Genomic DNA, 14,515 nt, shown 5'->3' on the forward strand with positions numbered 1-14,515 from the left:
CTCATCACAAATAAATCACAAATCCCCTAAATGCTTGACGCAACTCGTCAACAATATCGTTGTTAGACATCCGGTCTGAACTCATCGCATTTGGCCGCGCAGATAAAATCGTTGTTATGGAGCCCCTTAATCGAGTGACTCCACCATGTCACGGTCACTTTGCCCCATTCCAATAATATTGAAGGGTGATGAAACTCTTCTTCAGCCAATTCTGCGACTTGATTGCTGAATCCCCACGCCAGCTTAAAATTCTTAAAGCGATAGGTTTTCTCCAACTGCGGAATGCCCGCTCTCACGACAATCTCCCAGTCATGCAGCTCTTTTAGTAGAGTCTGTTGTTCTGATTCATTCAACGCTTTGGCATCACTGGTACAGGCTTCGCATTTTAATTCATTCAGCATGTGTCGCTTCCTTTGGTTCAAAAAGTGGTGGTAACAGCCCAGATTGACGAGCTAAATCGGCTTGGGCGATGAGGTCTTGTTGGCTTAACTGAAACAAGTGCGCTAAACCATCAATAACAAAATATTTAGGCTGCATGATGTCTATTCGATAAGGCGTTCTGAGTACAGTCTGAAGATCGAACGTTTCTCGAATGACGCTTGGTTCTTCCAATGCATACAGTGTTTCTGCTGGCGATGACAGGATCCCACCACCATAGATTTTGGTTTGTCCTTGCTCTTTCACTAAACCGAACTCAACGGTAAACCAGTATAAGCGAGCAAGATAAGCACGCTGCTTTGGCGTCGCAGCTTGACCCAAGCGGCCATAGTGTTCGGTGAACGACGCAAAACTGGCATTGGTCAGCATCGCACAGTGACCGAATATTTCATGGAAAAAGTCTGGCTCTTGCAGATAGTCGAATTCGTCACGGGTTCTTAAAAAGGTCGCGACAGGGAAACGCTTGCTGCCAAGCAGTGCAAAGAAACGGTCGAAATCAATCAAAGCGGGCACAGGCTCTACCTGCCACCCTGTAGTGGAGGCTAATACTCGATTGATTTCAGGTAGTTGTGGTACTCGGTCTAAAGGCAAATCCAATAAACGTAACCCCTGCAAATAGGCGTCACAGGCTCGATTTTGGATCACATTTAGCTGCCTGCTTACCAAGTCATGCCAAATCGCATCTTCTTGGCTGTTCCAATCTACCCACCCATCTTGGCTGACAGGTTTAGAATGATAATGAGTCACTGCTTCCCTCCAATTGCTTCCCTACTTTAAGCGTATCTGCCCTCCCCTTAACCGCCAGTTTGCACAGATGGATTAGCAACATGAAACCTGTAACAAATATTTTACATTAATTTTAGTTATATGATTTTATTGAACTTTTAAACGAATAACACGGGGACTAACACCACCTTGGTAACTTAAGGGCTATACAAGTGGGGTGCTAGCGTGTTGATAGCCATTGTTTGACTTTGGAGATCGTCGGTACAAGACTGAATCTATTAATTTTTTATCGAAGAGGCGCTCATGGATAAGAGTGAACCAATCTGGCAACCAAGCTCAGAACGCATTGCTCAAGCGAACATCACAAGGTATATGGATCAGCTAAACCAACAGGGGTTAAGTCTTGATGGTTACCCCGCACTGCATCAATGGTCTGTTGAGCAACCAGAGCGTTTCTGGGAGCAAACCTGGGAGTTTTGTGGTGTGATAGGTTCACAAGGAAAACATACCGCCATTTTGGGTGAACCTCGTTGGCAGCAGTCACAGCCCAATCGAGATACCTTGTGGTTCCCCGAGGCCAAACTCAACTACGCTGAAAATCTGCTTAAGCATGCCCACCAGCAACAAGACACTCTGGCGATATGGTTCGAAAATGAGCAGGGCGAACAGACTCAATACACTTGGGAGGCACTGTATGACGATGTCTCTCGCGTTCAGCAGTGGCTGATGGATTGCGGTGTCACCAGAGGCGATACCGTCGCTGCGTATACTCCGTATTTACCAGAGGTGGTGGTCGCGATGCTCGCCGCGACCAGTTTAGGAGCAACTTGGACATCAACTTCACCCGATTTTGGTGTTGAGAGCGTTTTGGAGCGCTTTGGGCAAGTTCAACCTAAGGTGATGTTTACTTGCGATGGTTACTCTTTTAATGGCAAGCACTTCGATATGTCTGAGAAAAACCGTGCGCTTTCTCAGCAAATATCCGGGTTAGAGCAAGTCTGCCAGATAAGCTACACCAACAAAGCCAGTGCAACAGCGTCCCCCTCTCACCAAAACTGGCAAGCGATTATCTCTTCTTACCAAGCTAGAACCATTGAGTTTACTCAAGTGGATTTTAATGAGCCGCTGTTTGTTCTCTACTCCTCTGGGACCACAGGCAAACCGAAATGCATTGTGCACGGCGTCGGCAGCACACTGCTCAACCACCTGAAAGAGCATCAACTGCACTGCGACATCAAGCCACACGATCGCGTATTCTATTACACCACCTGTGGCTGGATGATGTGGAACTGGCATGTTTCTGCACTGGCGAGTGGAGCTTGCTTAGTGATATTTGATGGCAGCCCAATGTGCCCAAATCCAAGCGTATTGTGGGATCTGGCTGCACGAGCCGACGTAACCCTTTTCGGTACCTCCGCGAAGTATTTGGAAGCGCTCGAAAAGGTTCCATTTCACCCTGCAGAGCACACCGCTTTGCCCGCGCTGAAAACGCTCTGCTCTACCGGTTCAGTGCTCTACCCTGAGCAGTTCGATTTTGTCTACCAATCGATAAAGTCAGACTTACATCTCGCTTCGATTTCTGGTGGCACAGATATTTGTGGCTGCTTTGTGTTGGGCAACCCTATCTCAGATGTATATCGTGGTGAGTGCCAACAGGCAGGGCTTGGAGTCGACATTAAGGTGTTCAATGCTTCCGGTCACGAGGTCAATAATGAGCGTGGCGAGCTGGTTTGCTGCAACTCGCTCCCCAACTTCCCACTTGGTTTCTGGAATGACAGCGGAGAGCGCTATCACAACACTTATTGGGATAGGTTCGAGAATGTGTGGCATCACGGAGACGAAGTAGCACGCAGCGCCCACGCAGGCTACCAGTTTTATGGGAGAGGCGACACCACACTCAACCCCGGTGGTGTACGAATTGGTACTGCCGAGATCTACCAGCAAGTGAATACTATGGATGGTATCATCGACTCTATCGCCGTCGGTAAAGATGTCGACCGCAATGAACAGATATGGCTGTTCGTTCAACTAGAGTCGCAAGCAGAGCTAACCGAGTCTTTAAAGACCGACATTAAGAGTCGTCTGAAATCGGCGTGCTCACCAAGGCATGTCCCAAGCCAGATATTTGCGATTAGTGACATACCTAAAACCCGCTCCGGCAAACTGGTAGAACTGGCGGTCAAACAGGTCGTTAACGGGCGTGAAGTTGAAAATATAGGCGCGATCGCCAATGCCGAAGTACTAGAAGAGATAAAGCAAATAATTACGAAAAAGGGATAGCCGCTCATACGGCTACCCCTTTTACAATCTCGTTGCTAATTATCCCTCAGATTAACTGCCCGCGTCTTCTTGGTTCTCGGGCAGAGCATCAACAAAGGCCTGCTGTTGGTTACACTCTGCAACGATCGCATTAATCAGCGAATAAGGTGACATATCTACTCCAAACCTTTGTGCATTATACACTTGTGGCACCAGACAAATATCAGCAATCGAAGGTGTATCAGTCACACTGAAGCGACACGAGCCATGCTCAACTCTATGCTTTGCAAGTTTCTCTTCAAGCGCCGAGAACCCTTGCCCAATCCAGTGGTGCATCCATTTCACCTTCGCTGATTGCTCACAGCCAAGCTCTCGCTCCAAGTACTGCAGAACGCGCAGATTGTTAAGCGGATGAACATCAATCGCGATGTCTTGAGCTAACGCCAATGCCTGATAGCGCAGCGGCGTTTGCGTCGGAATCACCAAATTAGCGGGGTACTCGTCATCCAGATATTGAATGATAGCTAAAGATTGGTTGAGGCAAATTTCGCCGTCCACCAGCACCGGCACTAACTCGGCGGCATTCAAGCGGTGATATTCAGCACTGTGCTGCTCACCGCCTTCACGCAACAGATGAATCGATTGTGACTGGTAGCTAAGCTGTTTTAGGTTGAGACAGATCCTGACTCGATAAGCCGCCGATGATCGCCAATATCCGAAAAGCTTGATCCTTTCACTCATCGCTTACCCTCTACTTACGAGCCTTGATACTTAATCACTTGCTGATCAATAGCACCGAAGACCGACTGCCCTTCCCTATTCAACATCTCCAGTTTGATCGAGTCACCAAAGGTCATAAAGCGCGTTTTAGGTTGACCATCGCGGATGGTTTCAATCATGCGCACCTCTGCGATACATGAATAACCAACCCCGCCCTCTTGGATAGACGTGCCGTGGTCCGTGCCTTGTTTATTCGACACCGTGCCAGAGCCTATGATGGTGCCTGCCGACAATGGACGCGTTTTTGAAGCGTGCATAATCAGCTGCGCAAAATCAAACGTCATATCAACCCCCGCATTGGGGCAACCAAACGGCTCATTGTTATAGGTCGAAATCAAAGGGAGATGCACCTTGCTCTGATGCCAATCTTGACCTAACTCGTCAGGGGTAACGGCTACAGGTGAGAACGCAGATGAAGGTTTTGATTGGAAAAAACCAAAACCCTGGGCTAGTTCGGCTGGGATTAATCCTCGCAAGGAGACATCGTTCACCAGCATTAACAAGCGAATCGACGCTTCTGCCTGCGCGCGATTTGCTCCCATCGGCACATCACCAGTGATCACGGCGACTTCCCCTTCAAAGTCTATCCCCCATTTATCACTGGCAAATTCAATATCATCGCGAGGGCCAATGAAAGAGTCGGAACCACCCTGATACATCAACGGATCGCTCCAAAAGCTCTCTGGCATCTCCGCACCACGCGCCTTTCTGACCAATTCAACATGGTTGACATAAGCGCTACCATCCGCCCATTGGTAGGCTCGCGGCAGTGGTGATTCACAATCCATTGCCTCAAAAGGTTCGCTCTGTTCGACGCCCTGATCGTTGAGTGCTTCATACAATTCGGACAGTGGTAATTCTACCTGTTGCCAATGATCCATGGCTGTCTGCATCGTCGGCGCGAGATGCAAAGCGTGGAAAATCTCTGTTGCAGGGACACATCGAGAGAGATCTCGACTCACGACCATCAATAGTCCGTCGCGAGTCCCATTTTTCTTTGTTGCTAGTTTCATCCTTGCTCCCTACTTCTCTTGCCAACTGTAGACATACTGTTTGTTCTCTACCGCATCAAGCTCATCAGCGAACGACAAAGCATGACGCGTATCAATCATGACGGCCACTTCATCGGTAAAGGTTTTCTTATGCTCTAATCCCGCTTTGAAGGCTTTAGGATGTGGGCCATGCGAAAAGCCTGCAGGATGGAACGTCACCATCCCAGCCTCGATGTTGTCACGACTGAAAAAGTCCCCCGCATGATAGAAAAGCACTTCGTCATAATCGTCATTGTTATGGTAAAACGGCACTTTCAGCGCACCGGGGTCACTCTCTATCGGACGTGGTACAAAAGTGCACACGACAAATCCAGCCCCCACAAAAGTCGTGTGGGCAGATGGAGGTAAGTGATAACGGTGTGACATTAAAGGTCGGATATCGCGCCAATTGACCTTCACAACCGCCAGATCACCATGCCAGCCAATCGCATCTAATGGATTAAACGGATAGGTGATGACACTAGTCTGGTCATGGCGCTTCACATGAACTTGTGTCTCGTTTTCTGAGTATTGAGCTTGAAACGCTTCATCGATAGAAGGCACCTCAAGCACGGCAGGATCGAACACCGCATGATTGCCAACCATGCCCTTCTCCGGCAAGGTATACGCAGCATCGGTGTTTTCAATCATCAGGATAAACATCGGCTCATTTGGCTCTAAGCGCCAGCTGGTGGAGCGCGGGATCATGACGTAGTCACCATCCCTCACTTCTAAGTGTCCGTAGTCACAATAGAGATGCGCGCTGCCTTGATGAATGAATAACAGCTCATCACCATCGGCATTACGGACTAGGTGCTCCATACTCTTTTCAACTTTCCAAACCCGAATCTTGCAGTCCGCATTGTGCAACAAATGTGGCACCTGCCAAGGCGACGCCTGAATAGCGGATTCAACGCGAGTAAAGTCAAACGCGCGAGGACGTAGATCCCCCTCCCATTGCGACCAACCCGTGGGAGCGTGTTGATGATGGAAATGTGCAGCGGGGCCAAAGAAGCCGCTTCGACCAGCTTCGCGCTCATAAATCGCCTCCTTAGGAAAGTCGGCGTGCGCTTGCTTAGAGCAAGTGCCCTCACGATGAGGAAAAGGGATCCATTTACTCATCGATCAATACTCCGCGTCGGATCTGATCCTCTTCAATCGATTCAAACAGCGCTTTAAAGTTACCTTCACCAAAGCCCTCGTTACCTTTGCGTTGAATGATCTCGAAGAACACCGGCCCAATTACGGTTTGCGTGAAGATCTGAAGCAAGATGCCATCTTTGGTGGGTGCGCCATCGATCAGGATACGCAAATCACGTAGGCGATTGGTATCTTCACCATGGCCTTTAACGCGCTGGTCCACTTTCTCATAATAGGTGTCAGGCGTTGGCATAAAATCCATGCCTCGGTCACGCAGGGTCGAAACCGTTTGATAGATGTCGTCAGTAGTCAGTGCAATGTGTTGAATCCCTTCGCCGTTGTATTCGCGAATGAACTCCTCAATCTGAGACTTATCATCAGAAGACTCATTGATTGGGATGCGGATTTTGCCACACGGTGCGGTCATAGCTCGGCTAACAAGGCCAGTGAGTTTACCCTCGATGTCGAAGTAGCGAATCTCTCTGAAGTTACCAATGCGCTCATAAAAACCTGACCATAAATCCATGTTGCCCTGCTTCACGTTGTGGGTCAGATGGTCTATCTCGTACAAACCGACATCGGCATCTGCTAGCCTTTGGTCCGCATCATCATAGAAGCGGAAATCGACGTCGTAGATACTCTGCTTTCCATAGCGGTCAACAAAATACAGCAGGCTCTCGCCGATGCCATATATCGCAGGGATACTGAGCTCCATCGGGCCAATATTAGTAATGTACTCTTCGCCACCTTTGACTAGTGCTTGTTTCAGCGCCACATTGGCATCATGAACACGAAATGCCATGCCACAGACTGATGGGCCATGCACTCTCGCAAACTCCTCCGCTTGACTATGAGGCTGCGCATTGACGATAAAACTGATGTCCCCTTGTCGATATAGCCACGCCTCTTTTGAGCGGTGCTTGGCAATCTCGGCAAAACCCAGTGACACAAACAGCGCCTTAAGTTGCTCTATCCCTTCATCATTAGCGGCTGTGTACTCAACGAATTCAAAACCATCCGTACCTAACGGGTTGTAGCTATCGACCATGTCTCTCTCCTTGTGAAAATTGCAGCACGCAGAACGCGCTTAACTTAAACTTGGAACAGAACTCGTGAGATTGAAAATCCTCAACAAAATCAGCAAAAACACCCTCTAGCACGAAGAATGTAAAGAGAATGTTACACAAAAAAAAGAGAAGGCTGAAAGCTAGCTCGAACAAGCGCTTGAAGAGCAAAGGTGGGGTTTACACGGCAATCTAAGTGTGAATGAATTGTTACATGAGACGTATCTGCAAAATCCAGTATCGCGCTGACAATAAAATAAAGCGAAAATAAAACGGGCCATACAACTTGTCTTATATGGCCCGCTTACAATGAATAAACAGTTAGATGATTTGCTGCTCGACACCATCCTTGTCTGGCGATTTCTTCGATACTGTCAAAAACTTCTCGGCTGCAGTCTGTAGCTTATGCTGATTAACAGGCTTAGCGATAAACTCATCCATACCCGCTTCGAAACAGAGGTGTTTATCTCTTTGAACCACGTTGGCAGTTAAAGCCACAATCGGCACATGCCGCTCAGACCCTTCCTCTATGGCGCGAATCATTTTGGTTGCTTCAAACCCATCCAGTACAGGCATCTGACAGTCCATAAACACGATTTCGTAATCAGTTTTTTGATACATCTCCACGCCGATCTTGCCATTCTCTGCGATGTCTACTTCAAGACCCAGTTTTTTGATCATCATTTTGGCAACTTGCTGATTCACCCGTGAATCTTCAACCACCAGTGCTTTACCTTCAAACTGAGGCAGCGGCGCAGCTGCGGGTTTCGATGACTCAGTTGCAACAGCGTTATCAGTTAAGACAGCTTTATCAGCTACAACAGTGTTAAAGGCGGCTTCACCGCGGTTAAAGTAGGTAAAACCTTGCTCAGAGTCTCGATTGGAGAGAACACGGTTCACTGTCCACTTAAGTTGGTTGTCTTGATATGGGCGTGCGATGTATGCGACATACCCCACCTGCTTCGCTCTCTGTTCGTCTTCAAGATGCGGGTCAGCGGATATCATCACGAGTAGTGGGCACTGGTCTTTAAATCGTTGAGTTAAAGTCTCGGCCAATTGGAAACCATCGACTGATGGCATCACTTTGTCGATCAATATCAAATCATACGGGATATTTTTCTCTAGCGAGTTAGCAACAAGCTCCACGGCCTTTTCTGCACCATCGCAGCTCTGTGACTGACAACCAAGTGCCTTCAATTGTGCTGAGGTAATACGCATATTAAGTTGACTGTCGTCCACCAGAAGCACCGAGACCTTGTTCATGTCCACCTGTGCTTGTGTCACTTCGCTGCACACATCAAAGTCAGCAGAGAAATAGAAAGAACTCCCCTTACCTTCAATACTGTATAGCTCAAGCTTAGAGTCCATCAGGGTGACTATTTTCTCACAAATAGCGAGACCGAGACCGGTGCCCCCGTAGTTACGAGTGGTGCTGCCATCGGCTTGTTGGAACTTCTCAAAGATGCTGCGCTGCTTGTCTTCCGCGATACCTATGCCGCTATCCTTCACTTCAAACTTGATTCGCGCTTTGTCTCTGTTTGGTGCGCCATTCAACGATGGTTCTAGAGACAGAGAAAGAGTGACATGCCCCTGCTCTGTGAACTTAATAGCATTACCCACTAAGTTGTTCAGAACCTGACGAAGTTGGGTACCATCACCTTTGATCACAGCTGGAATACGCGGGTCAGTAACCAATTGGAACTTCAAGCCTTTCTGTTCAGCTTTGATGCGGAAAGTCGATTCTACATCATCGATAATATTTGCAATCCGGAAGGGTTCAGCTTGCAGGTCGAGATGCCCCGCCTCAATTTTTGAGTAGTCTAGAATATCGTTGATTAAATCCAACAGTGTTAATGACGATGTGTTGAGCATACGCACATACTCTTTCTGCTCTTTGGGCATATCCATATCAACCAACAAGGATGACAAGCCTATGATCCCATTCATCGGTGTACGTATCTCATGGCTCATGTTTGCCAAGAATTCACTTTTGTTTTGGTTGGCCACTTCAGCGGCTTCTTTAGCTTGCTTTAACTCTTCATACTGTTGGCGAATACGTTCTACTGATTGGTTATAACTGTACTCGAGAGTAGTGATCTCATCAGAGCAAGCATGGTCTACCGGTGCTAGCTTTTTCGGTCCAACTTTCTGGTCCTGTTCATCTATCTGGGCCGAAATTGTCATCAAGCGTCGAACAACAAGGCGATAAACGACCGTCAGGCAGACGAGTGAAAGTAGGAACACCTTGATTGCCTCAAACACAGCCAAAACTAAGACGCGATCAACAAAGTCATTCAAAATCAAATTGAGATCGGACTGCACCGTCAGTTTTGCGAGAAGATAATCTTTTCCCCCCATCTGATAAACCATATCCCAAGTTTTCGAATACGCTCTTCCGATAATCGGCTGGCCTAACTCGATCACGGCTTGGTTGCTATCTTCGATAAGCAGGTAACTGACGGTAGGTAGCCGGAAGACACTCTCCGCCTGGACTTGCAGTTGGTCACGATCTTCCACCCACAGGCTTGAGGTTAATCCAGGGAGGTGACCCGTTTTTACGTGGTCAATTTGGGTACTGATGTAAGAAACGCGATCTTGGTACTCAACATATAGGCTGAGCCCTGTCACAATAACAGTGAACAAAGTGCTGATAGCGATGATTATCCCGATCAATTGACGAGATAGTCCTATATAGCGCTTTCCTTGTTTCACCATAAATAAATTCCGTTTTTTAAGTTTAGTAAATTACTATTACTCAACTAGTATAATAGTAGTCGTCCTACAAATAACCAGGGAAGGTTATGAAAAAATATCTTCTTTCAACTGCAATAGCAGCTTTATTTTCAAGTGGTTACGCTATTTCATCAGAACCACTTCATTACTACATCATTGCGAGTCAAGCTCAACCTTTTCAGATAGAAAAGGAAGGGGGTGCTCACGAAGGCATAGTCACCGATATTGTTGAAGCCGTATTCCAAAACAGTAATTACGACATCAACTATCATACCTACCCGTTCAATCGCATGATCTCTAAGCTCGAAGCTCGCGAGAACAATAACTGGGTAACCTATGGCAGCCCCAGCTGGGGAAATATCCAAGCGGAGAACCTGTCAGACATTCCGATTTACAATGTAAAGCACTCACTCCTGAGTAGCGGGAAAAAGCCATTTGAGTTCAAGACCATCGACGATTTAGAAGGCAAGGCTATGGTACTCTTACTCGGCTTTGAATACCCAAACCTAGACCCTTATATTGCTCAAGGCAAACTGAATGAGATTCGAGTAAAAGACTATACCGCAGCCTTCCGTGTTCTTAACCGCACTCCAGGCGATACCGTATTTGTCGAGATGGAGTCACGCATCAAATACAACCTTAACAAGCAAAACCTCGATATCAATGACTATCAGCTACAAAGGTTTGGCTCGGTGATCAGTGATTACCCAATTCACCTCGCCTTCGACCCTCTAATGAAGCCTGAACTGCAATCATTTATCAATCAGCGCTTGGTAGAAATGAGAGACAATGGGCAACTTGATGATATCGTTAGTAAATACCTTTAATTAGCCAAATACATCAACCAAAGCAAAGCCAGCCTCAAGTCTAATTTGGGGCTTTTTCTTGGGACTTTTTTAATGATGCACTTTAAAACTCTCTCTAGGGCGTGAAAACAGGAGTGGTACTGAAAGGAAGTCACGCTGTCCGTAAGTGTGTAAAGGCTTTAAGCAGACAGGCTGATCGTTTAGCTGACTGCGAACACTCATCAAGATCTTACCGAGATGATTTTGGCCTGTACCGTCTCCCCCATCGCCCCAGAAGCTGTCCTTGTGCGAGTGCTCCTTAATGACAGAGTCTCCGGTGTTTATAAGAAATAGAGCAAAACAGGGATTCTGTTTGAATTTCTCCGTCACAATAAAGCGCATTACATCGACGCGAATCTCATACCAATCTTCACGCACGTGCTCATCAAAATCGCGACTCAATGCAAAAGCTTCAGCGGGAGAGTTGGCCATGTAAATCTGCTGTCTGAGCTTCTCGCAGTTAAACTTCATTGCTTGGTAATAATGCTCGCTGGTCGCCCATACATCATCGCCGACACGAATCGGACAGGCCGCGAAATTTGAAAGGTAACCGTTTGGATCTTCAGGCTCGTAAAACAGAACCTCTTTGCAGTTCGCCATCGTCTATTCCTTACCAACAGTGCATCTCAGCGCTTATCTTTTTCTTTAAAATTAGTGCCGCGTACGAGTGGTGTCAAATAGAGGGTATAAGTGAAGTGTAAGTCTGTGAATGGAGTTTGATTAGCCGAAAGGACAACGCTCTGTAAATAGAGTGGGAATACAGATAGAGCGACGCTTAGTCGCTCTAAAAGGAACAATCAAAGATTAATGAATCAAACCTAGTTCTCTCGCTTCTTCGAGGCTCAGACCGCTTTCTCTGATTTCTCTAAGAGCCTCTATACGACGGCGAGCTTCAGCCGATTTCATCTGTTTCTCTGGTTTTAGTGATGATACTTCTTCATCATCATCCCACTTGTTGGCAATGTTCGTCATTTCATCATGGTTAATTGAATTAATGGACATGTTTTCCTCCGAAAAGCACCATGTAATGGACAGCTAATCTGTAGCAAATGCCATTTACGTTGTTAAGATTTTCTGTACCGAAATGTGATGGTTACAACGCTTCAAAAAGCTAATTAATAAATACCTCATTTAAACTTTGCCAAGACAAATTTATGCCATTACATTTAAAAGATTACCCATGAAAAGTGTGGGTTGATCTAACTCTCATTTTTCGCCCTCTAGCCTCTAATTTGGTTCATCGCGGATTAGCGGGAACTTAAAACAAAAACGGTAGTAAGTGATATGGTTTAGTCGCCAAACAAAAATCATACACAAACTACCGTTTCCATGCCGAATCATACTTTCCTATCTTCATTCTGGGAAGGCTTTCAAATAGTAAAGTCTCACCAGACAGCAACACTTATTACCCTTACTCTTAAACCTAACTCTGAAGCTAAATGCCTCTGTGGTCTTGAAGCCGAAGCTATCCATGAGTATCAATGGCGTCATGTAAAGGATGCCATGTTACTCGGTGTTCCAGTTGAACTTTCCGTTCAAACTCGAAGGATTAAGTGTCGCGACTGCGGCATAAAAACAGAGTCTCTATCTTGGTTAGAGCCTTATGCTCGCATAACGAAGCGCCTAAAAAGCTATATAGAACAACTATTACCTCTTCTCCCTATTAAGCATATCTCCCAGTTAACGAGCGTTCATTGGCACACAATTAAAGAGATAGATAAACGCCGGCTTAGACAAGTTGTACCGTCAATAAAATGGGAAGATCTAAGGCAACTCGTCATGGACGAGTTCGCCATCTTTAAAGGACATCGATATGCCACGGTCATCGCTGATGCTAAAACTCACCAAGTCATTTGGATAGGATTAGGTCGTAGCCGCAAAGACATACGACCGTTCTTCGAGCAATTAGGCGAGCATGGGATAAATATCGAAGCCGTCGCGATGGACATGAATACGGCTTTCGATCTTGAAGTTCAAGCGCACTGTCCGAACGCAAAAATCGTTTACGACTTATTCCATGTTGTCGCTAAGTTCGGTCGCGAGGTGATGGATAGAGTTAGAGTCGACCAAGCTAACAAACTTAAGCAAGACAAAAAAGCGAGGCAATGGGTGAAGCGTTCACGCTGGGTACTGCTGAAAAATAGAGGCAACTTAAATACACGCCAAGAAAGCTATCTTAGTGAAATATTGAATATCAATAAGGACTTAATGACCACATATATACTCGGAGCACAACTCAAAGAGCTTTGGTATTGTGAATCAGAAGGGCACGCTAAGGGGCTCTGGGACGCGTGGTGGGAACAAGTGCAAGAGAGTGGGATCAAGCCATTAAAAGAGTTCGCACGAAAACTCAGACCATATCTTCACGGGGTTATCGCATCGGCAAGTTATCCGTTAAATACCTGCACGCTTGAAGGGATAAACAACAAGATAAAGCTAATCAAGCGAATGGGATATGGTTATCGAGATACTGACTACTTCTTCTTGAAGATAAAAGCGGCTTTCCCCGGAAAGCCGCGATGAACCTCTAATTTTCCTCACCTGAAACTTCCTGAAACAGCGACAGATTAATTTCGAGTCACTTCAATGTTTCTGTGATCTAAACTGTTCCTAAACGCACAACATGATATTGATAATTATTATCAATATCATAACGAGCGATATCTATGTCCAAGGAAATAAAATCTGCGCCACTACTAGAGGTAAAAAACCTCTGCGTGGACTACATCACCGATGACGGTGACTTCAATGCGGTGAAATCCGTCAGTTTTCATATTAGCAAAGGGGAAATTTTTGGCCTCGCCGGTGAGTCTGGTTGCGGCAAAAGCACCATCGCCTTTGCCATTAACCGTCTGCACAAGCCGCCCGCGTTTATTTCCGGTGGAGAAATCTTGTTTGATGGGCAAGATCTTCTAAAACTCTCAGACTCACAGCTTAATACTCTACGATGGAGCGAGATTGCCATGGTATTCCAAAGTGCCATGAACTCGCTCAATCCAGTCCTAACCATTCAAGAGCAGTTCGCCGATGTGCTTCGACACCACAAAGGGATGAGCGACGAGCAAGCTAAAGACCGAGCCGAAAAGCTCTTAGACTTGGTGAACATTCCACGCAGTCGTCTTCCTGAATATCCCCATCAGTTCAGTGGCGGAATGAGACAACGCCTGGTTATCGCCATCGCATTGGCACTCAACCCTAAGCTGATCATCATGGATGAACCGACTACAGCGCTTGACGTTGTAGTGCAGCGAGAAATCTTGCAGCAGATACACCAACTACGTGAAGAGTTTGGCTTCTCTATCCTCTTCATCACCCATGACTTGGCGCTAATGAGTCAGTTATGTGACCGCATTGCCATTATGCGTTTTGGCCAGATTGTCGAGGTCAACGACGCGCATGAGATCCGCAATCACCCACAGCATGAATATACCCAAAAGCTGTGGAGTTCATTCCCAAATATTCACCAACAGTCACACGCGATTGCGAGCTAGGAGAGCAT

General features: G+C 46.6%; 13 protein-coding genes. 4 read left to right on the forward strand and 9 right to left on the reverse strand.

Annotation, left to right across the window (positions count from 1 at the left end):
• Positions 1-62: 62 nt before the first annotated feature.
• Positions 63-401, reverse strand: a complete 339-nt coding sequence (locus tag AC6I7V_RS17210; RefSeq protein WP_498011697.1) for a 4a-hydroxytetrahydrobiopterin dehydratase — start codon at positions 399-401, stop codon at positions 63-65.
• Complete coding sequence (gene phhA, locus AC6I7V_RS17215) at positions 391-1,185, reverse strand: phenylalanine 4-monooxygenase (protein WP_255232297.1); 795 nt, start codon at positions 1,183-1,185, stop codon at positions 391-393. The genes AC6I7V_RS17210 and phhA overlap by 11 nt, the downstream gene beginning before the upstream one ends.
• 282 nt (positions 1,186-1,467) lie before the next feature.
• On the opposite strand from phhA, the gene AC6I7V_RS17220 reads away from it, so the two are divergent.
• Positions 1,468-3,444: an acetoacetate--CoA ligase gene (locus AC6I7V_RS17220; protein WP_498011698.1), complete on the forward strand. Its 1,977-nt coding sequence runs from the start codon at positions 1,468-1,470 to the stop codon at positions 3,442-3,444.
• 51 nt (positions 3,445-3,495) lie between these two features.
• On the opposite strand, the gene maiA is transcribed toward AC6I7V_RS17220, so the two are convergent.
• The 5 genes from maiA to AC6I7V_RS17245 all read right to left on the reverse strand — a co-directional run bounded on the left by maiA (position 3,496) and on the right by AC6I7V_RS17245 (position 10,153).
• Positions 3,496-4,164 (reverse strand): maleylacetoacetate isomerase, encoded by a 669-nt coding sequence (gene maiA, locus AC6I7V_RS17225; RefSeq protein ID WP_498011699.1) that lies wholly within the window; start codon positions 4,162-4,164, stop codon positions 3,496-3,498.
• Between the two features lie 14 nt (positions 4,165-4,178).
• The gene (locus tag AC6I7V_RS17230; RefSeq protein WP_498011700.1) at positions 4,179-5,216 is read right to left on the reverse strand and encodes a fumarylacetoacetate hydrolase family protein; all 1,038 of its coding nucleotides are present in this window, start codon (positions 5,214-5,216) and stop codon (positions 4,179-4,181) included.
• 9 nt (positions 5,217-5,225) lie between these two features.
• Positions 5,226-6,356 carry a homogentisate 1,2-dioxygenase gene (locus AC6I7V_RS17235; protein ID WP_255232280.1) on the reverse strand — a complete coding sequence of 377 codons (1,131 nt, stop codon included), beginning with the start codon at positions 6,354-6,356 and terminating at the stop codon, positions 5,226-5,228.
• Positions 6,349-7,422 carry a 4-hydroxyphenylpyruvate dioxygenase gene (hppD, locus tag AC6I7V_RS17240; RefSeq protein WP_498011701.1) on the reverse strand — a complete coding sequence of 358 codons (1,074 nt, stop codon included), beginning with the start codon at positions 7,420-7,422 and terminating at the stop codon, positions 6,349-6,351. Before hppD ends, AC6I7V_RS17235 begins: the two co-directional genes overlap by 8 nt.
• Before the next feature lie 337 nt (positions 7,423-7,759).
• Positions 7,760-10,153, reverse strand: coding sequence for a response regulator (locus tag AC6I7V_RS17245; protein WP_498011702.1), 2,394 nt, complete (start codon positions 10,151-10,153; stop codon positions 7,760-7,762).
• Positions 10,154-10,239: 86 nt separating this feature from the next.
• On the opposite strand from AC6I7V_RS17245, the gene AC6I7V_RS17250 reads away from it, so the two are divergent.
• Entirely contained in the window at positions 10,240-10,998 is a 759-nt protein-coding gene (locus AC6I7V_RS17250) for a substrate-binding periplasmic protein (RefSeq protein ID WP_255232277.1), read from the forward strand.
• A 69-nt stretch (positions 10,999-11,067) separates the two neighbouring features.
• Here the strand turns inward: AC6I7V_RS17250 and ybiA are convergent, their stop codons facing one another.
• Positions 11,068-11,616: a riboflavin biosynthesis intermediates N-glycosidase gene (gene ybiA, locus AC6I7V_RS17255; protein ID WP_498011703.1), complete on the reverse strand. Its 549-nt coding sequence runs from the start codon at positions 11,614-11,616 to the stop codon at positions 11,068-11,070.
• A 204-nt stretch (positions 11,617-11,820) separates the two neighbouring features.
• Positions 11,821-12,018 (reverse strand): PA3496 family putative envelope integrity protein, encoded by a 198-nt coding sequence (locus AC6I7V_RS17260; protein WP_261883300.1) that lies wholly within the window; start codon positions 12,016-12,018, stop codon positions 11,821-11,823.
• Between the two features lie 327 nt (positions 12,019-12,345).
• Between AC6I7V_RS17260 and AC6I7V_RS17265 the strand changes: the two genes are divergently transcribed.
• Together AC6I7V_RS17265 and AC6I7V_RS17270 are read left to right on the forward strand one after the other, a co-directional pair.
• Positions 12,346-13,539: an ISL3 family transposase gene (locus tag AC6I7V_RS17265; protein ID WP_255229689.1), complete on the forward strand. Its 1,194-nt coding sequence runs from the start codon at positions 12,346-12,348 to the stop codon at positions 13,537-13,539.
• A gap of 143 nt (positions 13,540-13,682) precedes the next feature.
• Positions 13,683-14,507 carry an ABC transporter ATP-binding protein gene (locus tag AC6I7V_RS17270; RefSeq protein ID WP_255232274.1) on the forward strand — a complete coding sequence of 275 codons (825 nt, stop codon included), beginning with the start codon at positions 13,683-13,685 and terminating at the stop codon, positions 14,505-14,507.
• Positions 14,508-14,515: the final 8 nt, after the last annotated feature.

It is taken from the genome of Vibrio sp. KUL70, assembly GCF_059725515.1.